Source organism: Bartonella bennetti (assembly GCF_045945445.1).
GTDB lineage: Bacteria > Pseudomonadota > Alphaproteobacteria > Rhizobiales > Rhizobiaceae > Bartonella.
The window spans coordinates 793,677-818,609 of the sequence record NZ_CP174576.1 but is presented as its reverse complement, the minus strand read 5'-3'; the positions used below and the strand labels follow the sequence as shown (position 1 = coordinate 818,609).

Sequence of the window (24,933 nt, the reverse complement as noted above, 5' to 3'; positions counted from 1 at the left end):
AAAAGTTAATAAAAAAGAGAAATTATGTATTCTGGTTATTATTATCCTGATAGTAAAGTATTAAAAAATAAATATAACATAATAGATAAAAAAGAATTAAAAAAGCGATGTGCTTATGATACAAAAAGAATAATGATTGATCTGTATCAGGAGCGACCACCAAAAGAATTTAATTCTTCTTATCTAAAATATCTTCATAAACGCTTATTTGAGAGATCATTCGAATGGGCAGGATGTATTCGGGGTCGTCTGTTTCAATTTGCAGATGCTACAACTGCCAAAATGTTGGTAATGCGAACACCAGATTTTCAACATGAGTTTTTAGTTGGTCATAAAATCGAAAAAAGCTTACATCAATTTGATCAAATCCTTTCTGAAAAAAATAATTTGCAAAATTTATCGCGCAAAGAATTTGTCGATGAAGTAGTAGAGCTTTTTTCCTTTCTCAACTATATACATCCATTCAGAGATGGCAATGGGCGTGCACAACGAATATTTTTTGAAAAACTTGCTGAAGCTGCAGGTCATAAGCTCGATTTTTCAGTTGTAACAAAAAAACGCATGATACATGCCTGTAGTAATACGATGCTTAAGCGTGCAAATTATGAAGCGATGCAGCATTTGTTCGAAGATATCTCTAATCCAGAAAAAGTATATATTTTACAAAAGGCTATCTACTACGACTCTAAGATTAAGAGAAAAAATCTGAATGATGAAATTGTTATGGTAGCACGTGAAGGTATTACCTATAGCGGTATTTATAAAGAAAGTAATTTTGATTCTATTATGGTCGAAACAATGGGTTCTTGTATCCTATGCTGTAAAGATTATTTTCCACCAGAACAACTCAAAGCACTAAAATCCGGTAATGAGATTACCTTTACAATTCCAATAAATAGAAGAAACTTAGATCAAATTCTCATTCCAAATGAACAATTAGCTCCTTTAAAGGAAGAGGAAATAATTAAAAAGATTAAAAATGATTTTCGTGTTCAAGAAAGCATAAAAAAAATCAAAGAGTTATCAGAATTTATTTACGGTAAGTCTGAAATAGTGGGAAAAAGTATAAGTCTTATTAATGCAAATCCTAGAATAGCCGGAGAGATTTCTCAACGTATTGTAAATATTCCTCAATCGATTCATAAGATAAAGGGTAAAAAAGTTTTGGGCATAAAAACATCAAGATACAAAACCTCTGAAAGTAATAGTAAAATACTTGGTACTGAAATTTTAAATTATGCAGATATAGTATCAGAGATTAGACATACAGCTATTAGAACACATAAAGCAAAAGAAAAACGCGTTGCACAAGTAGTAAAGATGCCTAGTTCAAAATTACAAAATGTACTTAATTTGTCCAAAAGATTGCAACTAACTGCTATAAATGACTCTCCTGAAATTTATGCAGAAATGAATGGACTCATACGTTCAATTACCTTGCGTTTATCAACAAAAGAAAATAACGAGATGCGAAATGCTAATTATAAAGCGCTTTCTGAAAGCATTGGAATATCAGAAAATAAAGCAAAAGTGATTACAGAAACTGTTAAGAAAATCAATGCAGTTTTGGACATAGTGCAACCTAAGCGCCCGAAAATGCAATATATGAGCCTCTAAAATTAAGGCTTTATATTTCATTTAACATTCATGAATAAGAGTTATTTGTAATAATATTATGACTTTTAGCAAATGTCACTTACATTATACATTCTGCTAATAAAGTGTGATTTTATGGCATGATAAAAGCAAAAGTAGGTCGTAATGAAATATACTAAAACACAATTATTTCTTATTTTAACGCCAATAATTTTAGGTAGTTTAATAATATTCCTTGTTCCTTATGTGTTATTATTTCTAATAAACGGATTACAAGATTATGAAAAATATTGGTATATTCGTTCAGAACCATTATTAGCGCAACTACTCGTTGTTGCTGTATCATTTATTTACACTATATCGCAAAAGCTATATCTACGCAGAGCAATTACAATTGTTACAGCATTTTTTTTTACTGGTGTCTCTCTTTACTATCTTAACTGCGAAATTAAACGCTTAAGCCCTTATATTGGCCAACAAGGAATAACATGGAGCTACGCTTTGCAGTTTATTGATGTCATGGTTATCTTTGGCATAATTGGCGGTATTCTTCTTTTAATAGCTCAATTCTTAACAACTACTTCGCTTAAAAATACAAAAGGCGTGAAGCGTGCCAAAAAAGGAGTTTTTGGTGATGCATCATGGATGAATTTAAGTGAGGCAAAAAAAATTTTTCCTGCGAACGGTCAAATTGTTGTTGGTGAAAGATACCGTGTTGACAAAGATAGTGTGCGTAATATCCCCTTTGCACCCGGAGATAAGGCAACATGGGGAAAAGGAGGAACGTCACCCTTATTAACCTTTAATCTTGACTTTGGTTCAACTCATATGATTTTTTTTGCTGGTTCTGGCGGATATAAAACAACAAGTACAGTGATTCCAGTATGTTTAAAATATCCAGGCTCTATTATTTGTCTTGATCCTTCAACAGAAGTTGCACCAATGGTTCAATTGGCGCGTAAAAAGATGGAGAATAGAAATGTTATTGTTCTTGATCCAACTTCAATATCAACCAAAACTTTCAATGTTCTCGATTGGCTTTTAGATGATAGCGTACCTCGCACACAACGTGAAGCGAATATCGTGGGTTTTTCTAAACTGCTACTTACTGACAAAAAATCAGAAAATTCTTCAGCAGAATACTTTTCAACACAAGCCCATAATCTTTTAACTGCTCTTCTTGCACATGTCATATTTTCTGATGAATACGATGACAGTGAGCGTAATCTAAAAACATTGCGCAAAATTCTTTCTCAATCAGAAACGGTTGTTGTTAACCAATTGCGCAATATTCAAGATACATCACCTTCTCCTTTTATTCGTGAAATGGTTGGTATTTTCACAGAAATGGCAGATCAAACTTTTTCAGGTGTTTATACAACTGCCTCGAAAGATACTCAGTGGCTTTCTTTATCTAATTACGCAGATCTTGTTTGTGGTGATGATTTCCTGTCCTCAGATATAGCAGATGGGAATACAGATATTTTTCTTAATCTTCCTGCAAGTATTTTAAATAGTTATCCAGGGATTGGACGTGTGATTATTGGTGCTTTTTTAAATGCAATGGTTACAGCTGATGGGAACTATAAAAAGCGTGTTTTGTTTGTTTTGGATGAGGTTGATTTGCTTGGCTATATGAACATTTTAGAAGAAGCGCGTGACCGTGGACGTAAATATGGTATATCTTTAATGTTATTTTATCAATCCTCTGGTCAGTTAGTAAATCACTTTGGAAAATCAGGAGCGCAATCATGGTTTGAGAGTTGTTCGTTTGTGAGTTATGCCGCTATTAAAGATTTACAAACAGCTAAAGATATTTCAGAACGTTGTGGTCAAATGACTATTGAAGTGACTGGAGAAAGTAAATCTAAAGGACAATTTTTAAAAGGCTCTAAAAATATAAATTATCAACAAAGAGCGCTGATTTTACCTCATGAAATTATTCAAGAAATGCGACAAGATGAACAAATCATTCTTATGCAAGGACAACCGCCTTTACGCTGTGGACGAGCAATTTACTTCAGAAGAAAAGAGATGTTAGCTGCTACTGAAAAGAATCGCTTTGCTCCAAAAGGAAAGAAAAACTGATTAGAGATGATAATAGGCACACATAACAAAAATTTTTGAAAAATTCGCTGAAATTGCAGATCAATAACTGAATTTTTTAGTTATTATAGCAGAACACATGGTGACTTTCCAATATGGTTATCTGTGACGAATATAGAACGCATGTGCAAAAGTCATATTTATTAAAAATAATATTTGTGTAAACGATCATGAGAAAAACAAATTTAAAATCTCTAAAAAAAACTTTTAGGCCTTTAACAAAAAAGATAAAATCATTAAACTTATTTTCTTGTGATTATACTTATCCTGACAATAATACATTAATAAATAAATATGGGATAAAAGATGCTCAGTCTCTTGATAAGAAATGTGCGCGTGATTCAGAAAAAGCAGCTGTTTATTTGCGTCAAGAAACACTGCCAGAGAAGTTTGATTCCTCCTATTTAAAATATCTGCATAAACGCTTATTTACGAAGACGTTTGAATGGGCCGGATGTACTCGCGATCTTACATTTAAATTTGAAAATGGTATAACTGCCAACATCTCAAAGATGCAAATACCAAATTCAGATGCTTTTTTCAAAGATAGTAAAAAAGTATCAAAAAGCTTACATAAATTTGATCAAATACTTGCTGAAAAAAATAATTTGCAAGGTTTATCTCGTGAAGATTTTATTGAGGAAGCAGTAAAGCTTTTTTCCTTTCTCAACTATATACATCCGTTCAGAGATGGCAATGGGCGTACACAACAAATGTTTTTTGAAAAACTCGGAGAAGCTGCAGGCCATAAGCTCGATTTTTCAGTTGTAACAAAAAAACGCATGATACATGCCTGTAATAGTACAATACCCATAAAAAGTAATGTAAATTATGAAGCAATGCAACATTTGTTCGAAGATATCTCCAATCCAGAAAAAACGCGCGTTTTAAAGGACTATGTATATTCTGCATCTCGGCATAGACGTAAGTTTTTGAATGAACAAATTATTATAACACCACGTGAAAATATAGAGTATACGGGTATTTATAAGAATAGTAATGCGGATTCTATTATAATTGAAACAGTAGACTTATATATCGTGTGCTGTAAAGATTATTTTGCACCAGAACAACTTAAGGCATTGAAACTTGGTGATAAGATTACCTTTAAAATTCCAATAAATAAAAATTTAAATCAAATTCTTATCCCAGCAGAAAAACTCACTTCTTTGACGTTAGAAGAAATGCTTAAAAAGGTTAAAGACACTGCTGTGCTTACAGAAGATTGGAAAGAAATCAAGTGTTTATCAAAAATTGTTTATGGAAGTTCAAAAGTATTAGATCAAAGTCTCGATATGATTAATCAAGAGCAAGGGGCGAGTGAAAAAATTGCTCAACAAATTTTAAAATATCCTCAATCTATTTCTAAGCTCGCTGGCTTTAAAATATGGTTTATAAAGAGTCCCAAACGCATAAGGGCTGAAAGAAAGCTTTCATTACTGAGTCGAAAAATTAAAGAGTACGGGTATGGTGTAGGGCTTGTTAAAAATATGATTATTCGAAATCATGAAATAGAAAAAAAACGCCTTGCACAAGAAATAAAGTTGCCTGGTGAAGCAGTGCAAAATATTCTTAACATGTCTCCAAGTGAGAGAGAAAAAGTTTTCAACGGAGAAGATTGTGTTGAGATCCAAAAAGAGCTCTTCGACTTTTTATTGAAAATCGAGTCTCGTCTTTCAATAGATGAGACTAAAGCGCTCAAAATAGGTGATCATAAAAAACTCGCCCAAAGTATTAATATGTCAGAACATAAAGCAAAAATACTTATAAAAACTGTTCGTGAAACAAAAAAAGTGTATCGAGAATCTCAACAATTCACAGTGAATAAGTTAAGACGGATGGCTGTAGCAGTCTAACATACAAGATTTTTATGATAAATTTATAAATTATTTCCATGAGGAAAAAATTGTTCTTAAAAACAAAAAAATAATATCAAAATAAAAGTATAACAAAGTAAAAACATATTTCTATTTTATAAATTTCTATTTTATAAATGAAAAAAAATAGGAAGAGTTATGCCAGTGGAAGCACATAATTTAACATCCGTATCAGTCAAAGAACTTCAAAAGCGTCGCCGAATTGCTGATTCAGTGATTCATACTCATACTATTGAAAGTATCGCTTTGCATTCTCATACAATTACAATTTTAGGACAATACGCAAGGGGAAACTATTCATTGAGTGAATTTAATGTTATCATGGATAGTTTTGGAAAAATTATTCTGGATGATGTGAAAAGCGTGCAAGTGGAAGAACCTGTGCTAGAACCTGTGCTACCATTTGACTCTAACCTCCCGTCATCTCACAATTATAATTATCCTCAGACCACTGTACTAAAAAATAAATATGGAATAACAGACATAAAAGCTCTGAACGCAATGAGCGGACATTACACAGTAAAAGCAATGGTTAATTTATACCATGAACCGCTACCAGAGAAATTTGATTCTTCTTATTTAAAATATATTCATAAACGCTTGTTCGAGAATACATTTGAATGGGCTGGATACACCCGTGACTTTCCATTTGTATTTGAGGATGGTACTATTGCCATTATGCCAACAATGCAAAAGGTAAACTCGGGAAGCACTTTTGCAGAAAGTGAAAAAATTTTTAACTATCTAAATAATATGGATAAAACACTTGCACAGCATAATAATTTGCAAGGTTTATCGCATAAAGGTTATATTAATAAAGCAGCGGGTATGTTTGCTTTTCTTAATTATATACATCCTTTTAGAGATGGGAATGGTCGCACGCAACGAATATTTTTTGAAAAACTTGCTGAAGCTGCGGGTTATCAATTAGATTTCTCAATTGTTACAGCAAAACGTATGATAGTTTGCAGTAGGCTTTCTATGATGAATGCTGATACTCCGAGCAATATAAGTGTTGTCAGAGATATCTTTGAAGATATTTCAAATCCGAAAACAGTAGAAATTATGAAGGAGTTCATAAACTCCATGAGCAATATCGAGTATATAGATGCTCAAAAAAAGATTATTTTAATGCCAAAGAAAAGGGATACCTATGTAGGCGTTTATGAAAGTGATAGCCCGGAATCTATTCTACTCAAAATAGATCGTGATTATATGGTAGAACCAGTTTATGTGATATTCAAAAAAGATTATTTGTTACCAGAGCAAATTAAGGCATTAAAATCTGGTAATGCATTACATTTTGAATTTTCAATAAAAGAAGATATAAAAGACGTTCTTATTCCAAAAGAAATATTAGCTCCTTTAACATCAGATCAAATTAGTGAAAGGGTTATGAATCATCATGCTGTTCAATTAAAGCAAAGACAAGTTAATATTTATGCAAAACGTGTTTATAAAAAGCTAGAAACATTCAGCGAAAAGATGGATCTCATTCCTGAAAGTGGAAATTTTGATAAAATGCTTATAAAGCAAATAACTGATTCTCCTGCATCTATTTCTAAATTAGCAGGTAAAAAGATATTATGCTTTAAAAATTCAAAATACAAAACAGCTGAACAAAATATTGGAACACTTACGCAACAGATTAGTGGCTATGGCAGTATTGTAAGAAATGTGAGATATGAAATTGTTCGACAGCATCTAGTAAAACAACAACGTCTGATGACAGTAGTGAAAATGCCCAGCAAAGAATTACAGGATGTTTTCAATTTGTCAAAGGATATGCAGAAAGAAGCTTTAAGTTCCTCTCCTTCATTGCAAAAAGAACTCAGTACTTTTGTAGAAAAAGTTCGTTTCCGTCTTACACCAAGCGAGCACAAATGGCTATGTGATGCTAATTATCAATTGCTAGCCGAAAGCATTGGTATATCAGAAAGTAAAGCGAAGATAATTCAAAAGCTTTTTGCGCAAGGTGAGCAATTACAGAACTTGTTAAAAAGAGTTAAGAGTAATGATTTAAAAGTAATAAATATAGCTAGTTAAAAATGTGAGGATTTATAATTCATTTAATATTTGTAGGTGGCACAATTGTTGTAAGGACATTCCGTTCATAAAAAAGCAGAAATATTTTACATAAGTTATTTAAGACCTAACAAATAAACATGCCTTTATTTTATAAAAATAAGTAAAGAAAAGGAAGATTTTATGAAAAAGAAATCAACTGATTATTCTACATCTTTGACACCAGAAGAATTACAAAAACGCCGTGAAGCGGTTGATGCAGCTATCAGCACACATGCAATTGAAGGGATCACTCTTCATTCTAAGACGCTTGAAATTTTAGAGGGATATGCTAAGGGAGAGTATTCATTAGAAGAGTTTAATACTCTTATGGACAATGCAACGCTATAAAGAGCTAATCATAGACAATAGATGTTGAAATAAACAACTAATAATATTTTGTTGTCTTTAGCTTACGGTTATATTTATTTTGGCAGCAATATATTAAGAAATAGACATGGCATAAAAAAAATCTCAGTATTTTAATGAGAAGTGTGCGTATGATCGGAATACGCAGTTGTTTATTTGTATCAAGAAATACTGTCAGAAAAGTTTGATTTTTCCTATTTACAATATCTTCATAAATGCTTACTTGAGAACATATTCGAATAGATTAGATGTATTGGAATTTTAGATTTAAATTTGAAAATAACATAATCAAACAACATCTCGAAGATGCAAATATAAAACTCAGGTGTTTTTCATTAAGATCTATATTATTTTATGAGTAAAATCAATTTACGCTTCTCATCAAGAGAACATAGTACACTCAATGATTATATAAAAATTCGCTAAATGCTCCTTAATCATTATAAATATTTTATCATCATTTTTTGATTAATTTATTTTGAACTTCGAAAATCTAAAGTATATTTTTGAAGTTTTATCAAAAATTTCTGCAATTGTCCTCGTTGTACTTTCTGATATGCTAATACTTTCAGAGAATACTTTATAAGCGATATCACATGAAAGAAAAATTTTGATATTTTAGTTTGCGACAATAAACTGTTTTTCAAGGTTAAATGCTACTTTTTGTATTTGTTGGAATACTTCTTTAGCTTCTTGAGCAACTTTGATGATTGTTGTTGCTTTATTTTCTGATATGCCAAGACTTTTAGCGAATTGTTGATGATCACTTTCACAGATATTTCTGCGCTCTTTTGGTGAAAGACGAGTATTGAGTGCATGCATAAATTCATCCAGTTCTCTGGCAATCGAAGAAGATAACTTTTCCTCTGATAACAATTCCTTTCGCTTTTCTTCTGGTAAGTTAAGAATGTTTTGCAATATTGAGCTGGGTAGTTTTACTGTTGTTTGACAGCGTTTTTGTTCTGATTTGTGCTGTTGAACTATTGTTGCCTTAACATTGTTTACAATAGATGCATAAGTGTCAATCGAGTTAGCGAGTTTGATAGCATGATCTTCAGCTTTTTTACGCACCGAGTTTTTCATACCCAATATTTCAAAGCCTGAAAGATTAGCAACAGAGTTGGGAGAAGACAGAATTTGTGAGGAAAGCTGTTTGCTTAGCTTTGGATTCTTATTAATCATCTTTATCTGTTCATCTAATATTTTAGCGCTACCATATACAAGTTTTGATAAACGTTTGATTTCTTTTTGTTTGTTTTGAATGTCAGTATTGTTTTGAATTTTTTTTAATATTTGTTTTGATGTCAAAGGAGCTAATATTTCTTTTGGAATTAAAACATTTTCTTTATTTTGAGTGGTTGGAATTGTAAAAGTGATGGTATCATCAAATTTTAATGCCTTAATTTGCTCTGGTGTAAAACTATCTTTGCTACAGATTGTATAGATATTATTCGTTTTGATTACAATACTATCTGGGCTTTCACCTTTATAAGTTCCTGTATAGGTTACACCTTCATCTGCTGCTACAATAATACAATTATTAATATTCTCTTGATCAATATTTTGTGTATTGCTTATGAATTCCTTTAAAATAGCGGTTTTTTGGGGGTCGGAGATATCATCAAAAAGCTTTTTCATAGGTTCTAGATTGTTGTCTTGTGCTGCTGCAATACTGACCTCAGACATACGTTCTGAGGTCACAATTGAAAAGTCAAGATTATAATTTGCAGCTTGAGCAAGCTTTTCGCAAAATATCCGTTGTGTACGTCCATTGCCTTCTCTGAAAGGATGCGTATAGTTGAGGGAAGCAAATATTTGTGCTATATGATGAATAAATTCTTGGCGCGGTAAGTCTTGTAAATTATTTTTTTCAATGAGCATTTTATCTATACTTTTTAAACCATCTTGCACTTTATTACCGGTTGCAAAAATGATTGGTTGGTCTGTTTTCCAATTTGATCTTATCATTTCTGGCATAACAGCAACTGTACCATCTTTAAATGAGAAAGGGATATCGCGAGTACAGCCAGCCCATTCAAATGTATTCTCGAACAAGCGTTTATGAATATATTTTAAATAAGAAGAATCAAACTTCTCTGGCAATGCTTCTTGACGCAAATTAATAGCTGCTTTTGCTGAATCATGCGCACATTTATCCGTAAACTCTTTATGGTCTATTATTCCATATTTATTCTTTAGTGTAAGACTATTGGGATAGTTATAATTCTTAGGTAAAGGCAAGCTGGATGATGGTTCTGTTACTATTGCTTCATTTGAGACTGTTTCTGTCATGATTATCCTTTCATAAGGTAATTTTTTTCTATAGAATGTTTAATCAATGTTTTTCTACAGCTGGAGGAATGACGATTTGAATACGCTCATTATTTGGCAAGGTAGCCGATAGTATTGGATTTTTATCGGAAATACTTTGCTTAGAATAAGCAGCGATCACTTTAGCCATACCCATAAGTTCATTAAAAGAGAGCTCTGGTACTTCTATTGTTTTCCATCCTGTAGTTCCTTCGATCATGACCTGATAAGGACGGTTAATAACGATTTCAAAAAGACTTTCATCTTTAAGAAAATTATGAATTGGTTTGAGTTTTGTTAAAACGATAGCAATGGTTTCATCATTTATATTTTGGAAGTTTTGTTTCATTTCAATGTCCCCGTAGAGTTTTTATGAAAGTCTCCCGAAAAGGCGCGATGAATAACCTTTTTGTTATTTTCGATAATTTTCAATTTATATACAGTTGAGAAATCTAGGTCGCGGGCAACAAAAACATTAACCATTTCACCTTGATTTTTGGTCAAGGTTGGAGGGATATGGACGTAATTTTCTGCGATAATTTTTGCCATATCTGTTCCTGCATAAAGGCTATGTGTTCCTGAAGACAAGGTGTCTATTGTTTGTTCTTGTTGTGTTGGTGTTTTGAGTAAATTTAGCCGGTTATTTGCGTAATTTGTTGCATCTCTGACGATTGAAACAAGAAGTGCAGAACCAAGTCGTTCAAACCAATGATTATCAATATCACCATCAACACCTGATCGGCCTAAGGAATCTGTTGCTGGTGAGGACAATGTTATAATGATACCCTCTGGTGTTTTAGCTCTATTCCATAATATGAAGAGACGCGATTGGCCTTTTTTTAAACCGCTACGATATTCACCGATGATTTGTGTTCCTTTATCGAGCAAAACGATACGACCATTGTCTGACAAGATATCTCTGGAAACGATACAGCTAACAAAACCTTGTTGTTCACTGCTGATTGCTGTTTCTAAGATACATGGAATAGAGGCTCCCATTGCAATGATGTAATTTCGGTTACCGAGTGTTGATGCATGAACACCGTCTAACTTTGTTGCTTCGAGGAGGTGATTAAAGGATTGTGCTGTTTTATTTGAGCGATTGTTATTTTGGTCAAGAGAAACGGTATTATTATTATTTTCTGAAGTAACTTGTTGCTGATTTGGATTAACATAGGCTAAAACGGGAGCACGTTGTGCTGCTTCTAATAATTTATGATCAAATTTTGGCTGATTGATTGTTGGTGTTGGTAATTCGACCTTAGGCAACAGGGGATTATTTTTATCAGCTAGCTCTAGAGGAGCCATCGTGGGTTTTATCGATTGGAACAGTTCTGTTTGTCTGCTGCTTGCTTCTTTAGGTAATTCTATGGGCTGTTTTTTTGTATCTTTTGAAGATGAAAGGATTATATATATTAAATAAATACAGACACTAAAGAGAATAAGAAGAGCAAGGCCTTTTCCTAAATTAAAGCCCTCTTTTTTTTCTTGACCATCCTCTATTGTATCACGATCCTTTATCGCGTCATACTTATTAAGATTTATTTCATCCACTTCATCATTATTCATGGCTGTTTCTCTACGTTTATTTCACGTTGGACAGAAGGTGATGTTGTCCCGGTTCCGGGATTAATTCCTCTTGGGATAAAACCTTTGTTAAAGATACACAGAACTTCGTTACCACGTCGCAAAGTGAATTGCATGGCTATGGCATGAACAATGACCTGGTTTCCTTTAATTGATTTTGGAACGATAGTTTCCTGTCCATCAAGCGAGACAAGATAAATGGCAGGGATTTCATTATTTCCTAAAAAGGTAAATGTTGTTGTTCTACCGTTATCATAGACTGAGCTTGGTTCAATGAGGGGGGAACCTTGAGCAATATAAGCCCAATTGCGCGGTCCAAAATGTTCATGCATATTGAGGATATTATCGGCATATTCTTCTTCATCCTTTTGTGCTTTAGCTTCTTGAGCTAATTGTTTACGCAAAGCTTCATCTTCTGGATAACGAAACTTTACAAGGAAATATGTGTCATTACCGATAGAAACATCGCCTTCACGCACTTGAAGTTCAAATTGATAAGATCGTTTTGTCCCATCTTGGCGAGTTGTGACAATTTGTAGATTGGTGATAGGCTGAACTTCACGGGGTTTGAGGAAGACAAAGTGACCGGCTGGTGCGACTTGCCAAGCAACGGAATTGCCAATTCCAATATAGGAAATATTTTCATCGCTAGCGAATTCAATCTGCACTGAAGAGCGAATAGATCCAATGATTTTTGTGACATTATATGGGTCATAATTAATAAATCTGATCCGATTATCTTTTTGGGCACCCACGGGAGAAATTTCTGCCCATGATAAAGATGCATCACAGCTTATTGCAACGATGAGAGTTAAAAAGAATATTTTTACTACTCTAATCATTGAACTACCTCTGGATCAGATCTATATTCTGACACTTGGAAACCAAGCGGATTAATTAAGCGATTTTCTACTGAAATGCGTGTATTAACGTAGGAAAAATTTAAGACCGAAACCCAATGGAAAATATCTTCTTTTCCATTAGTGTCTCTAATCGTTTTATAGTAACGCACTTGAATGAGATCTTTACTTAAAAAAGAAATGGATTTTATTGTGACTGTCACGGACATATTTTTATAGATATTTTGCGGACTATTTGGATTATTTCCCGAATACCATTTGGCAAAGCGATTTTGTTCTTCTACGGAAGATAAAAGAGAAGTGATACGAAAGTTATTTTCTGTTTCTGATAATTGGAAACTTTCGCGTGCACGAATATATTTGCTCGCGAAGTAGCGTGTTATTGCTTCATCATAATTTTGAGGTTCATCTTTTAGAACACTCACGACATCGACAATACCTGTAGAATTATCTACGCGGATAACAAAAGGCTCTACGGTTTTTAAGGGTGTTAAGGTTACCACGGCTAAAGCCAAAGCGATTGTTATCAACCCAAAAAGCACGGTCAAAGCTATAGCCATTTTCATTTGCAGTCGCGTACTACACATACGATCAATATCGAATGACCGCGCTTCTCTTATATATTCTTTAAATTCATCACTTTTCATGTGTGATCTCCGCATTCGTATAAGAGGGAGTTTGATGGTTTATTGTATTCACAGGAGGTGCAGGGAGTTCGACATGAGCTTTTGGTGCTTCATTTTCTTGTGTGTTGAGGATAATAGGAGTTGTGATTGGCTTGATTGCCGTATTGTGAAGGAAGGTGCTATTATTGTTCCAGTTCCATTTTCCTTGATTGAGCATACGGATATTCTGTCCGCTACAGCGTGGAAGTTTTTTGGGGCCACTTTTAAAAGAAGCGCAACCCGTAAGTGCTATCAAAAGAATTAAAATGATAGTTATTTTTAGTTTCATTATCTGAACTCGCAAATATTTTGAAAAATAAAATATTGGGATTTTGCAGTGCGTAATTTTTCCAAAACATGAGAACTGATTTTTTGAAAAAGCGAAGAGAGCTTTTCATCGGCTGTGCGTACGGTTAATACCTTTTGGGTTAAGGGTCTGACTATAGCCGTATTGGAGAGACAGTTGATATTAGAATGCGCCACGACCACCTCCACGCATCATTTCCGCAGCTTGTGCAGCTTGCTGCGCAGCACGAGAACCTCCTACAGATGCACCTCTTGCTGCACTGCTACCGACTGTAAAGCCTCTTCCAGCGAGGTTAAAGGCGCCAGAAGCCATTGAGATTATTTGTGATCCTGATGAGACACCAGCATGATGATATGGTCCTCCACTAGAGAGTGCAGAAGCAATGGTAGGAAGTGATTGGAAGAGAACAATTCCCACTATTGAGACTACAAGGACAGGAGGCAGCAAGAAATAGATTGAAGTATATGAGCTATCGAAAACATACAGCATAATTTTACACATCATTGTTCCAAGCATCATCACAAGAACTTGCAAAACTGTAAAATTAACTAATGTTGAAATCCATGCATCGGCGTATCTGCGAGTTACATTGAATAAATATAAACTAATGAAAAGAGGACCAAGACCTATCACCATGATTAATGTAATTTTTGCAAACATTTGGATAATAAAACCAACTGTACAAAAAAAGATAACCGCCAAAAACATTATACCACCAATCAATCCCACCATAATCTTTTCAAAAAAACCAGCCCTACCTACAAAATCTTGATAGCGCGTATTCGTAATTAACAAGAGATAATCGAAAACATTAGAGTCGACGGGACTGCTATTGAACGCATTCCCAATAGCATTGGCTAAATTACCGAAAAATATATCTTTGATGTAAGTATTAAATACATCTGCATTTGTTGCCATTGTTGTCACAACAACGATTTTAATGACATTATTAAGGAGACTATGCATTGAAAGGGCGACGTGGCCAGTCATAACATTATAGCCATATAAAAAGATAAAAATGATTGCAGCAAGATTTAAGGGTGCTGCAATAGCAGAAGACAAGCTACTGACTGTTGTATCCACTACATCGTTGAGTGGTGCTAAAATATACGAAGAAACAGTTTCAAACGGAGTAAATTTAAAATCTGACATCAGTTTTATCTTATTCTAATTTTGCCTGTAATGTTCGATAAATATGAATTTATGATTTTTCTTGCACCTCTTCACGCCCTTCTTATGATTGAGTATTTCCATTGAATTATAGAAGGAGCCTGAATGAGAGAATTTATTTGAAAACTAGCCAACTGTATTTGAAGAGCTTTCCCTTTCTTCTTTTTTACTAACTGGAGTAAGTTTATAACTTGAGCTTAGTTTTAGCTTGCTCCAACTGTTCTTGAAGTGTTTGTTGAACAGCTTCCTGGTTTTTCTGTTGCTCTTGTTCACGTTCTTGTTCTTTTGATTGAGCACTTTCCGATTTTATAATAGCAGAAGCCTGAAGTTTTAGAATATCCGCTTGAAGATTAGCTTGAAGAATAGCCAACTCCGTTTGAAGAGCTGCTTTTTGTTCTGGCGTAAGATTCTGTGATAATTTATTATTGATTTCTTTAATCTTTTCTTGATTTGCAACTGCCGAAGCATAAACAGATTTAGCTGTTTCTAAATCTGAGATTTCTGATCCTGATGAAGCTTGTATGGCATTTTGATAATATGTCTCAGTATCTGTTTGCGATACTGCATAAGAGATAGAACATAATGATAAAAGAGAGGTAGAGCATAATGATAAAAGCGTAATCAGATACAATGGTTTCATTGAGCTTGTCTCCTTTGATAAAATATAGGTAGCCATACATTGGGATTTGTTCCGTGTTCACTTATAATTTGATTCACGAGTTCGATATTTCTGGTTGTTCCGCTTAAGACAGCGATTTCATTATCCATTCCACGTAAGTTGAGTTCTGCAACAACAGAATTGTGACCTTGTTTAATGAGAAAGCGACGAGATTCTCTGCTTAATTCTGATTGGATTAGTTCAAATTCACGTTCAGTTAATTTAAAGTTTTCAACATAATCGTTGTAATTGGCTTTTTGATTTGGAAAAAACATTTGAGTGGGGCATTGTTCAATGATTGTATGAGCGATTGTTGAATTCAAAGCATCTCTGGGGCTTTGTGTTGCAAAGAGCATCATGCCATTTTGTTTACGAATTGTTTTAAGACGATCTTGAGTAAAAGCTTTAAATGAATCATCTTCAAGGGCTTTCCAGAATTCATCAATAACAATAATGATACGCCGACCATCAATAAGATCGAGAATGCGGTTAAACAGATACATCATCAAAGGGCGACGAATTTCTTCATTATCTAAGAAATCGGTCATATCATAACCTATGAATTGAGCATCTAAATTGAGGTCATCGTGATCATTATCAAAGACCCACCCTAAAGGATTGCCTTTGATCCAACGTTTTAAACGTATCGCAATACCTTCTGTGGAGGTATTATCAAAAAACAGTTGAAGTGCACCGAGTGAGCGTTGTTCTAGAGGAAGACTTTCTAAGGAATCGATCGCTCTAGCGACATCTTGTCGCTCTTGTTCTGTCACTGTTTGGCCGTCCGTAGTAACCAACTTTAAAACCCAATGCTGAAGAAAGAGTTTGTTTTTTTCTGTGTATTCTATGCCTTTTAATGGTGCAATACCGGTAGGTTTACCATTTTTCAAAGGCTTATATTTGCCACCTCCAGCACGAACAAAAATCTCTGCTCCTTGGTCTTTATCAAAAAAGACTATTGTTGGGTTGTGTTTTTGCGATTGTGCAAGAAGAAAATTAACAATGACTGTTTTTCCAGATCCTGACGGACCGCAAATAAAGGTATTCCCAACATCACCAAAATGAAAATTAAAATAATAAGGAGAGCCAGCTTGCGTTTGTAATAAAGCGACAGCAGAGCCCCAAACATTACCCTTTAGTTTGCCAATGGGGAATGAATGAAAGGGGGATAATGCTGCAAAATTTCTGCTGCTAATAGCTCCAGAGCGTGCTCGATAGCTAAAGTTGCCAGGAAGTTGTGCCCACCATGCTGCTTCTAATCCTAGATCTTCTCTCGCTATAACTGCACCACCATTAGTAAGATATGAACGCGCTTTGGAGAGATGTTCTGCCAATTCTTGTGGACGATCAGCAAAAACGGCTAAAGAGAGATGATGTTCTCCCAAAACAAAACGATTGGACTCTAAATCATCAAGTGCCTCATCAAGAGCTCCAATTTGCGAGCTGGCACGATCCGCTACATTAATCATTTGATTTTGTTTACGGCTCATAATAGCACTTGCAACTGCTTTACTTTTAAAAACAAAGGATTGCGTTAAAATAAATTCAAAGGGTGCTGTCAACAAGCCATCGGTCATGCCAGGACGTGTTCTAGAAGGATATTCTTTCCAGCCAAACATACCGACAAAGCGTTCATTGCTTTCATGACGAATTTCGATAATTTCTTTGCCGAAGATAATACGATCTGAATAAATCGTTGAGGCAATAGTCCCAAAGGTAAGGGGTATGCGTTCACGCCTTCCTCCCACCAATTGATGAAGAAATTCACTTTGCTCAGAAAATAAAATGTCATTGTATTCGTAAGTAGATAAAAGTCGTGCTTCATAGCATTCCAGACCTTGTATAAGATCTTGACTTAACTCTTCGATTTTCCGAACAGATTCAAAGTCTGGTTCCGATTGCATCTTTTTTGCTTGTGTTAAACGATGAAAAAAAGAAGCTAGCTGTTCAGTTTTATCTGCTGCAGGATTCCAGAGAACCGAAAGAAATAGATCATTTCGATAAAGATCTTGCGAAATCATTTTTTGTTTGTATTGTTGATCTAAGATTGTTGCAAAAGATGAAGAAAATTGGCTTTCTGGATAAATCGTTTCACGTCGACGGATAACGTGAGAATATAAAGCAACACGTTCATCTGCTATATTTTTCAAAAGCGTGTTTAATTGGGTATGTAAAGAATTTAATTGGCTGATATCTGCAGTATCAAAATTTATGCCTTCAACAGTAATTACTGTCATTAAGCAACGTGAAGCCAATGCAATCACATGTTGATTGACATGACGGACATAGGGAATGTATTCTTCGGGTAAAGTTTCCCGCTTCGATTCCCGCTTCATCACTGCATTTATCTCCTTTATTGTAGCTCCTTGTAAGTACGGATGAGACGTAAAGGAGATGTAGATCCTCCCCCCCATCTCGTCAGGTTCTTTTGTTTGCCTCGAGTATTGAGCCAAGCAAATAGAACACGAAATTGGTTATGGTCGCGTTTCGTGATTTCACGTAAGATAAAGTGCAAACCAACACCAAGACCGATCATTGAAAAGCTACTTGTAATGATAAAAAGAGTAGACGTTGCTATGACATTTAATGCCATTGCTTCTACAGTAACACCCGCAAACATGGCTGGTCGTGTACAGGCAAGAAAAAGAGTGTCTTCGTTCATTTATGATGTACCACCCATTAATAAATTAACAAGAGCCGAAGCACCAAAAACAATACCAATACCAAGAACACAATATGCCGCTTTGCGTAAATCAATAACACCATACATCCAACCAATACCCACAGCTGCAACACATATGGTCGCAATGAGCTTCGCTGTTGTACCTGTCATCATAGTAACAATATTCCGCAAAACCGTATCAAGATTCCCCATGCCGCCAGCAGTAGCATTAGCATAAGCAGGACTTAATACAACGAACATGGTTAAAAGGAGTGTAAAGGCGATATAGTAAATATTCTTAGATACATTGTTTATCATTTGGCCTCTCTTCAAAAGAAGATTGATTACACATTGATATCCTTTTATTTCTACAAATAATACTCAGGTTCACAACTTTAAGCTTCTTTAATCGTAAGTATTCTATCAAGCTATCAAAAAATCTTTTTAGAACCAAAGACAGAAATAATCAGAAGAGGCAAGCACAAGTATTGTTATTTTATCAAAATGACAATATTAAAAATACAAAAATAATATTTTTCTTTGCAAAATGTGTTTAATTTACAACAAGTACTATTGAAACTCTCTCTTGAAAATTAGGAGAAAAGCAGAGATGTATAAAAAATTTATGGGGTATAAAAACAATCAGGATTGGGCGAATGCGATTTAAACCGATTATTATTGTCTACATTATTTGTTCTATAGGAATATGGATAATAAGCCAAAATCAAAACCAAACAAATTTAGATATTCTCGAGGCATTAAAAATGCAAGAAAACCAAGATACAATGAATATGTATCTCGAACAAAATAAGCACTATGAAGCGAGTATTCAAAAAAAATTAAATAATAAACTAGATCTCAATTGGATTAATAGTGCTCCAAACAATTATGAAGATATGTTTAATGGTATAGCATCTGTTACCAGCGGTGTCACATTCAAATTAATAACCCCTCCTGAAAAGTCTAAACATAAACCTATCATCCGAAATATTCACTTATATGGTGTAAATACATGTGCACCCCGTCAAAAAGCAAAATTAAATAACCAAGAATGGCCATGTGGAGCTGTCACAACAGCGTGGCTGGTGACCAAAACTCTAGGACATAACTTATCTTGTAAGCAAACTGCTATAGAAAAAGAAACCCTCTATGCTCAGTGTTTTGTGCAAGGAATCGATTTAGCAGAAATAGGACTTGCAGAAGGTATGTTGATAATATCAAAAAACAATAAATACCCAATCCCAACAACATATCTAAGTGCTGAACAAAACGCGTATAACAATAAAATCGGCCTTTGGTCCAGCAATTTTATTGATCCTATACAGTGGCAGAAAAAGTATGGAACCTATAATCCTTTCGATAATCACCATGAATTCATGTCTGAAGCAAAACAAAATATAGAAGAAATGTCTTATTAAACTTCAAAATACAAAAATAACCCAACCATAATTTCCAAAAAAATCGCCTAAGCTCGTAATAATAATCTTCTCACCACCAATCTCAAAATGATCTATATTACTTGCTTCCTAATAAACACATCCTATAAAAATCTATTTGATAGAAGAATAATCGCCTAATTATAGTTGACGCAGCATTCCATGAAAATCAAACAAAAACTTTTATTCATACATTAAACAGAATAATACATGTCAAATTCAACAGGATGAGGGGTGGTTTCATAACGCAGAACTTCTTTCAGTTTTAATTCAATAAAGGAATTAATTTGGTCATCGTCAAATACATCTCCAGATTTAAGAAAATCACGGTCTTTATCAAGAAATTCAAGTGCTTCACGTAGGCTTCTGGAAACTGTAGGAATGTTTTTGAGCTCTTTGGGCGGAAGATCATAAAGATCTTTATCCATAGCTGGGCCAGGATGAATCTTATTCTTTATACCATCAAGACCAGCCATAATAAGTGCTGAAAACGCAAAATATGGATTCGACGCTGGATCCGGAAAACGAATTTCTACACGTTTTGAATGTGGCGAAGTACCAAATGGAATACGGCATGCTGCAGAACGATTACGTGCAGAATAGGCAAGAAGAACAGGTGCTTCATACCCAGGAACTAAGCGTTTGTAAGAATTAGTTGATGGATTTGTGAAGGCATTGAGTGCTTTTGCATGCTTGATAATACCACCAATAAAAAATAAACAAGTTTCTGATAGCCCAGCATACTCATCACCTGCAAATATTGGTTGTTTATCTTTCCAAATTGATATGTGAACATGCATACCTGAACCATTATCTCCTAGAATTGGTTTTGGCATAAAGGTTGCTGTTTTTCCATAACTATTAGCAATTTGATGCACAGCATATTTAAAAATTTGCATTTTATCAGCTTCACGAACCAGTGTATCAAACCGAATACCTAATTCATGCTGAGCTGCTGCTACTTCATGATGATGTTTTTCAACATGTACCCCCATATTTTTTAATGCAGTAAGCATTTCAGAACGTATATCTTGGCAAGAATCGATAGGAGGTACTGGAAAATAACCACCTCCCATACGTGGGCGATGACCAAGATTGCCCATTTCATATTCAGTATCATCATTTGATGGATTTTCACTTGAGTCGAGTTTGAAACCTGTATTATAAGGATCAGTTTTATAGCGTACGTCATCAAAGATAAAAAATTCCGCCTCTGGTCCTACATAGATTGTATCACCGATTCCTAAAGATTTCATATAAGCTTCAGCTCTTTTAGCAATAGAACGTGGATCTCTATGATAGAACTCTCCTGAAACAGGATCAAGTATATCACATAGTATGGTCAAAGTTGATTGAGCAAAAAAAGGATCAATATAAGCTGTTTCTGCATCGGGCATTAAGACCATGTCCGATTCATTGATTGTTTTCCAACCAGCAATTGAAGAACCATCAAACATAATACCATCGATGAATGTATCTTCGCAAATTTCAGCAATATCCATTGTAACATGATGCAATTTGCCTTTTGGATCGGTAAAACGTAAATCAACGAAGCGTATGTCATTATCTATAATTTGTTTAAGAACGTCTGAAGCGGTAGTCATATTCAATTTCCTTATTGGATTGAGGTGAATAGAAAAGATAAAAATTTATAGATATTTAAAGAGCGTCAATACCGGTTTCACCAGTGCGAATACGAATAACATCATCGATAGGTAAAACAAATATTTTTCCATCTCCTATTTGTTTTGTTTGAGCTGCTTTACGAATTGCTTCAATTGCTTTCTCTAGGATTTCATCAGTAACAACAACTTCAACTTTGACTTTAGGTAAAAAATCAATAACATATTTTGCACCACGGTAAAGCTCTGTCTGTTCTTTTTGGCAACCAAAACCTTTTGCCTCTGTTATTGTGATACCTTGTAGACCAATTTCTTGAAGCGCTTCTTTTACTGCATCAAGCTTAAAAGGTTTTATGATGGCTTCAATTTTTTTCATATTGAAATTATCTCCAACGATTTTATTTTATAAGTTTATATACCATTATACTATTTACGATTACGATAATAAGATGTTTTAAAAAAGCATTTTCTTCACGAAAAAATTAAAAATAATGCAATATAGAATATAGCACTATTATTTTATAGGATAAAAAATTATAAAATTTATAAAAGGCAATAATGATATAAATTAAGGCGTTATTTTTTATAGTGCTTTATTAGATATTTGTGATTTATTTTAAGATTTTAAATTATGTAAAGGTCGACGTAGCAAGAGCTCTTTTAAAAATTTACCAGTATAAGAGGAGGGGACATTAATAATGTCTTCAGGGCGACCGACAGCAACAATTTCACCACCATTATCTCCACCTTCCGGTCCCAGATCAATAATCCAGTCAGCTGTTTTTATGACTTCAAGATTATGTTCAATGACGATAACTGTATTACCTTGTTCGACCAGTTCATGGAGCACTTCAAGAAGCTTGGAAATATCGTGAAAGTGTAAACCGGTTGTTGGTTCATCTAAAATGTAAAGTGTACGACCAGTCGTTTTGCGTGAAAGTTCTTTAGCGAGTTTTACACGCTGAGCTTCACCACCAGAAAGTGTTGTAGCTTGTTGCCCGATTTTAATATAACCAAGACCAGCTTTAACGAGGATTCCTATTTTGTTATGAATAGTAGGAATAGCTTGAAAAAATTCTTCTGCTTTTTCAACTGTCATATCAAGTATATCAGCAATAGACTTGCCTTTAAATTTCACTTCGAGTGTTTCTCTATTATAACGTTTTCCTTGGCATACATCACAAGTAACATAGACATCAGGTAAGAAATGCATTTCGATTTTGATAACACCATCTCCTTGACATGCTTCACAACGTCCTCCTTTAACATTAAATGAGAAACGTCCAGCTTGATAACCGCGAGCTTTTGATTCTGGGAGTTCTGCGAACCAATCTCGGATTTGGGTGAAAATGCCAGTATAAGTTGCTGGATTCGAACGTGGGGTACGTCCAATAGGTGATTGGTTGATATCAATCACCTTATCAAGAAACTCTAATCCTTCAATTTTATCGTAGCTTGCTGGAATTTGATGGCTTCCCATGATATGACGCGATACAGCTTTGAAGAGGGTTTCAATAAGAAATGTTGATTTTCCTCCACCAGAAACACCAGTTATGCAAGTAAAAGTTCCAAGAGGAATATTTACAGTGATATTTTTCAAATTATTACCTCTGGCTCCAATTACTTTAAGTGTTTTTGATTTTGATATTTTGCGTCGTTGAGTAGGAAAATTAATTGTTATTTTTCCGGAGAGATATTGACCTGTAAGTGAAGATGGATTGTCCATAATTTTTTGTGGTGCTCCTTGAGCTATGATTTGTCCACCATGAACGCCTGCAGCAGGACCGATATCGACAATATAGTCTGCAGTGAGAATAGCATCTTCGTCATGCTCAACCACAATAATTGTATTTCCAAGATCACGTAGATGACATAACGTCTTTAAAAGACGTTCATTATCACGTTGATGTAAACCAATGGATGGTTCATCTAATACGTATAAGACTCCTGTGAGACCAGAGCCAATTTGCGATGCTAGTCGAATACGCTGACTTTCTCCACCTGAAAGTGTACTTGAAGCTCTGGATAAGGTAAGATATTCGAGTCCCACACGATTTAAAAATGTTAAGCGCTCGCAGATTTCTTTTAAAATTCGTGCTGATATATTACGCTGTTTTTCATTGAGATGTTGATGAACATTGGAAAACCAATGACTTGCTTTTAAAATGGAAAGTTCTGATACTTGCCCGATATGCATTCCATGAATTTTGATAGCAAGTGCTTCTGGTTTTAAACGGTAACCATTACAGGTTGGGCAGAGTGAAGAAGACATGTAAGGTTCAATCTCTTCACGAAAACGTGTAGAATCTGTTTCTTTCCATCGTCGCTCCATGCTTGGAATAACACCTTCAAAGGCTTTTTTTGTAGTGTAAGAGTGTGCACCATCTTTATAGAAAAAGGAGATCTCTTTTTTTGTTCCATATAAAATAGCGTTTTGTGCTTCATTTGAGAGCGTATGCCATTTATCTGTGAGCTTAAACCCATAAACTTTTCCTAATGCTTCTAAAGTTTGATGATGATAAGATAAGGATGATTTGGACCAAGGAGCAATAGCTCCAGCTTTTAAAGTAAGATTTTCATTTGGTATGATTCTTACCGGATCAATTACTTTTTTTGTACCAAGTCCATCACAAGTAGGGCAAGCTCCAAAAGGATTGTTGAATGAAAACAAGCGTGGTTCAATTTCAGGGATTGAGAAACCAGATATAGGACAAGCAAACTTTTCTGAAAAAATGAGTCGTTTGTGGGTTTCATTTGTTGATGTATTAAAAGATCCTTTTATAGTTTCCTTTTTTGTTAAAGGCTGATCTGTCATTTCAGCAATTACAAGTCCATCTGCTAGTTGTAAGCAAGTTTCTATACTATTAGCTAGTCGAGCAGTGATATCATTACGTACGATAATGCGGTCTACTACTACATCTATATCATGTTTATATTTTTTATTAAGAGGAGGAACATCAGCTATTTCATAAAATTTCCCATCAACTTTTGCACGTTGAAATCCTTTTTTTAAAAGTTCTGTTAGTTCTTGTTTATATTCGCCTTTTCTTCCTCTAACTAAAGGTGCCATAATAAAAATTCGAGTACCTTCTGGAAGTGTCATAATTTGGTCAACTATTTGACTCACTGTTTGGCTCTCAATTGGGAGACCCGTAACAGGCGAATAAGGAGTACCAATACGAGCAAAGAGTAGACGCATATAATCGTAGATTTCAGTGACAGTACCAACTGTTGAACGAGGAGTGCGGATGGTTGTTTTCTGCTCAATGGAGATAGCAGGGGAAAGTCCATCTATTTGATCGACATCTGGTTTATGCATCATTTCCAAAAATTGGCGTGCATAAGCGGAAAGGCTTTCAACATAACGACGTTGACCTTCAGCATAAATTGTATCAAAAGCTAAAGATGATTTTCCTGAACCAGAAAGACCCGTTATGACGATGAGTTTATCACGTGGGAGATCAAGATCAATATTTTTTAGGTTATGTTCACGTGCGCCGCGAATAGAGATATATTTTTGGTGAGACATGTCAACCCTCAGCGTATATGAACAAAAATTAAGCCATGAATATGAAATAAGATTATTTTTTAAAAATTACAATGTGTTCAATTGCTGCATCTAAGAAAGAATGCAAATTCGGTTA

Annotated in this window: 19 protein-coding genes and 1 pseudogene; 6 read left to right on the top strand and 14 right to left on the bottom strand. The window is 34.6% G+C overall.

The features are described from left to right. The first annotated feature begins 24 nt into the window (after window positions 1–24). From ACJTDF_RS03700 to ACJTDF_RS03680, 5 genes are all read left to right on the top strand, one after another. Window positions 25–1,617 (top strand): BID domain-containing T4SS effector, encoded by a 1,593-nt coding sequence (locus ACJTDF_RS03700; RefSeq protein WP_407965002.1) that lies wholly within the window; start codon window positions 25–27, stop codon window positions 1,615–1,617. A gap of 144 nt (window positions 1,618–1,761) precedes the next feature. Beyond that, window positions 1,762–3,684, top strand: a complete 1,923-nt coding sequence (gene traG / locus ACJTDF_RS03695) for a Ti-type conjugative transfer system protein TraG (protein WP_407965001.1) — start codon at window positions 1,762–1,764, stop codon at window positions 3,682–3,684. Between the two features lie 188 nt (window positions 3,685–3,872). After that, the gene (locus ACJTDF_RS03690) at window positions 3,873–5,558 is read left to right on the top strand and encodes a BID domain-containing T4SS effector (protein WP_407965004.1); all 1,686 of its coding nucleotides are present in this window, start codon (window positions 3,873–3,875) and stop codon (window positions 5,556–5,558) included. Window positions 5,559–5,717: 159 nt separating this feature from the next. Next, a complete protein-coding gene (locus tag ACJTDF_RS03685) occupies window positions 5,718–7,625 on the top strand; it encodes a BID domain-containing T4SS effector (protein WP_407966190.1) in 1,908 nt (635 codons plus the stop codon). Between the two features lie 162 nt (window positions 7,626–7,787). Next, window positions 7,788–7,994 (top strand): antitoxin VbhA family protein, encoded by a 207-nt coding sequence (locus tag ACJTDF_RS03680; RefSeq protein ID WP_407966189.1) that lies wholly within the window; start codon window positions 7,788–7,790, stop codon window positions 7,992–7,994. Between the two features lie 636 nt (window positions 7,995–8,630). Here the strand turns inward: ACJTDF_RS03680 and ACJTDF_RS03675 are convergent. The 11 genes and pseudogenes from ACJTDF_RS03675 to ACJTDF_RS03625 form a co-directional block, all read right to left on the bottom strand. Continuing rightward, window positions 8,631–10,304, bottom strand: a complete 1,674-nt coding sequence (locus ACJTDF_RS03675) for a BID domain-containing T4SS effector (RefSeq protein WP_407965550.1) — start codon at window positions 10,302–10,304, stop codon at window positions 8,631–8,633. Between the two features lie 49 nt (window positions 10,305–10,353). Then, window positions 10,354–10,671: pseudogene (locus ACJTDF_RS03670) on the bottom strand (ATPase, T2SS/T4P/T4SS family); the annotation flags it as partial. Next, window positions 10,668–11,891 (bottom strand): type IV secretion system protein VirB10, encoded by a 1,224-nt coding sequence (virB10, locus tag ACJTDF_RS03665; RefSeq protein ID WP_407965006.1) that lies wholly within the window; start codon window positions 11,889–11,891, stop codon window positions 10,668–10,670. The pseudogene ACJTDF_RS03670 and the gene virB10, both read right to left, overlap by 4 nt. Continuing rightward, entirely contained in the window at window positions 11,888–12,751 is an 864-nt protein-coding gene (gene virB9 / locus ACJTDF_RS03660) for a P-type conjugative transfer protein VirB9 (RefSeq protein WP_407965007.1), read from the bottom strand. Before virB9 ends, virB10 begins: the two co-directional genes overlap by 4 nt. After that, on the bottom strand, window positions 12,748–13,416 hold the full coding sequence (locus tag ACJTDF_RS03655; RefSeq protein ID WP_407965008.1) for a virB8 family protein: 669 nt from the start codon (window positions 13,414–13,416) through the stop codon (window positions 12,748–12,750). The genes virB9 and ACJTDF_RS03655 overlap by 4 nt, the downstream gene beginning before the upstream one ends. Continuing rightward, a complete protein-coding gene (locus tag ACJTDF_RS03650) occupies window positions 13,406–13,723 on the bottom strand; it encodes a conjugal transfer protein TraJ (protein ID WP_407965009.1) in 318 nt (105 codons plus the stop codon). The genes ACJTDF_RS03655 and ACJTDF_RS03650 overlap by 11 nt, the downstream gene beginning before the upstream one ends. 180 nt (window positions 13,724–13,903) lie before the next feature. Then, on the bottom strand, window positions 13,904–14,893 hold the full coding sequence (locus tag ACJTDF_RS03645) for a type IV secretion system protein (protein ID WP_407965010.1): 990 nt from the start codon (window positions 14,891–14,893) through the stop codon (window positions 13,904–13,906). Window positions 14,894–15,095: 202 nt separating this feature from the next. Then, the gene (locus ACJTDF_RS03640; RefSeq protein WP_407965011.1) at window positions 15,096–15,551 is read right to left on the bottom strand and encodes a hypothetical protein; all 456 of its coding nucleotides are present in this window, start codon (window positions 15,549–15,551) and stop codon (window positions 15,096–15,098) included. Continuing rightward, window positions 15,548–17,905, bottom strand: coding sequence for a VirB4 family type IV secretion/conjugal transfer ATPase (locus ACJTDF_RS03635; protein WP_407966215.1), 2,358 nt, complete (start codon window positions 17,903–17,905; stop codon window positions 15,548–15,550). The genes ACJTDF_RS03640 and ACJTDF_RS03635 overlap by 4 nt, the downstream gene beginning before the upstream one ends. Before the next feature lie 17 nt (window positions 17,906–17,922). Continuing rightward, window positions 17,923–18,231: a type IV secretion system protein VirB3 gene (locus ACJTDF_RS03630; RefSeq protein ID WP_078680347.1), complete on the bottom strand. Its 309-nt coding sequence runs from the start codon at window positions 18,229–18,231 to the stop codon at window positions 17,923–17,925. Beyond that, a complete protein-coding gene (locus ACJTDF_RS03625; protein ID WP_407965012.1) occupies window positions 18,232–18,549 on the bottom strand; it encodes a TrbC/VirB2 family protein in 318 nt (105 codons plus the stop codon). A gap of 338 nt (window positions 18,550–18,887) precedes the next feature. Here ACJTDF_RS03625 and ACJTDF_RS03620 point away from each other — a divergent pair, with 338 nt between their 5' ends. Next, window positions 18,888–19,649 carry a hypothetical protein gene (locus tag ACJTDF_RS03620; RefSeq protein ID WP_407965013.1) on the top strand — a complete coding sequence of 254 codons (762 nt, stop codon included), beginning with the start codon at window positions 18,888–18,890 and terminating at the stop codon, window positions 19,647–19,649. 212 nt (window positions 19,650–19,861) lie between these two features. On the opposite strand, the gene glnA is transcribed toward ACJTDF_RS03620, so the two are convergent. The 3 genes from glnA to uvrA form a co-directional block, all read right to left on the bottom strand. After that, the gene (gene glnA, locus ACJTDF_RS03615) at window positions 19,862–21,271 is read right to left on the bottom strand and encodes a type I glutamate--ammonia ligase (protein ID WP_407966188.1); all 1,410 of its coding nucleotides are present in this window, start codon (window positions 21,269–21,271) and stop codon (window positions 19,862–19,864) included. A 55-nt stretch (window positions 21,272–21,326) separates the two neighbouring features. After that, window positions 21,327–21,665, bottom strand: a complete 339-nt coding sequence (locus tag ACJTDF_RS03610; RefSeq protein ID WP_407966187.1) for a P-II family nitrogen regulator — start codon at window positions 21,663–21,665, stop codon at window positions 21,327–21,329. Window positions 21,666–21,905: 240 nt separating this feature from the next. Continuing rightward, window positions 21,906–24,818, bottom strand: a complete 2,913-nt coding sequence (uvrA, locus tag ACJTDF_RS03605) for an excinuclease ABC subunit UvrA (protein WP_407966186.1) — start codon at window positions 24,816–24,818, stop codon at window positions 21,906–21,908. Window positions 24,819–24,933 lie beyond the last annotated feature (115 nt).

Coding starts and splice junctions, on each gene's coding strand:
- ACJTDF_RS03610 (WP_407966187.1), bottom strand. CDS start 21,665: ATGAAAAAAATTGAAGCCATCATAAAACCTTTTAAGCTTGATGCAGTA.
- ACJTDF_RS03675 (WP_407965550.1), bottom strand. CDS start 10,304: ATGACAGAAACAGTCTCAAATGAAGCAATAGTAACAGAACCATCATCC.
- uvrA (WP_407966186.1), bottom strand. CDS start 24,818: ATGTCTCACCAAAAATATATCTCTATTCGCGGCGCACGTGAACATAAC.
- ACJTDF_RS03655 (WP_407965008.1), bottom strand. CDS start 13,416: ATGAAAAGTGATGAATTTAAAGAATATATAAGAGAAGCGCGGTCATTC.
- ACJTDF_RS03700 (WP_407965002.1), top strand. CDS start 25: ATGTATTCTGGTTATTATTATCCTGATAGTAAAGTATTAAAAAATAAA.
- ACJTDF_RS03620 (WP_407965013.1), top strand. CDS start 18,888: ATGCGATTTAAACCGATTATTATTGTCTACATTATTTGTTCTATAGGA.
- ACJTDF_RS03650 (WP_407965009.1), bottom strand. CDS start 13,723: ATGAAACTAAAAATAACTATCATTTTAATTCTTTTGATAGCACTTACG.
- ACJTDF_RS03680 (WP_407966189.1), top strand. CDS start 7,788: ATGAAAAAGAAATCAACTGATTATTCTACATCTTTGACACCAGAAGAA.
- traG (WP_407965001.1), top strand. CDS start 1,762: ATGAAATATACTAAAACACAATTATTTCTTATTTTAACGCCAATAATT.
- ACJTDF_RS03625 (WP_407965012.1), bottom strand. CDS start 18,549: ATGATAAACAATGTATCTAAGAATATTTACTATATCGCCTTTACACTC.
- ACJTDF_RS03635 (WP_407966215.1), bottom strand. CDS start 17,905: ATGAAGCGGGAATCGAAGCGGGAAACTTTACCCGAAGAATACATTCCC.
- virB10 (WP_407965006.1), bottom strand. CDS start 11,891: ATGAATAATGATGAAGTGGATGAAATAAATCTTAATAAGTATGACGCG.
- ACJTDF_RS03645 (WP_407965010.1), bottom strand. CDS start 14,893: ATGTCAGATTTTAAATTTACTCCGTTTGAAACTGTTTCTTCGTATATT.
- ACJTDF_RS03690 (WP_407965004.1), top strand. CDS start 3,873: ATGAGAAAAACAAATTTAAAATCTCTAAAAAAAACTTTTAGGCCTTTA.
- ACJTDF_RS03640 (WP_407965011.1), bottom strand. CDS start 15,551: ATGAAACCATTGTATCTGATTACGCTTTTATCATTATGCTCTACCTCT.
- ACJTDF_RS03685 (WP_407966190.1), top strand. CDS start 5,718: ATGCCAGTGGAAGCACATAATTTAACATCCGTATCAGTCAAAGAACTT.
- glnA (WP_407966188.1), bottom strand. CDS start 21,271: ATGACTACCGCTTCAGACGTTCTTAAACAAATTATAGATAATGACATA.
- ACJTDF_RS03630 (WP_078680347.1), bottom strand. CDS start 18,231: ATGAACGAAGACACTCTTTTTCTTGCCTGTACACGACCAGCCATGTTT.
- virB9 (WP_407965007.1), bottom strand. CDS start 12,751: ATGATTAGAGTAGTAAAAATATTCTTTTTAACTCTCATCGTTGCAATA.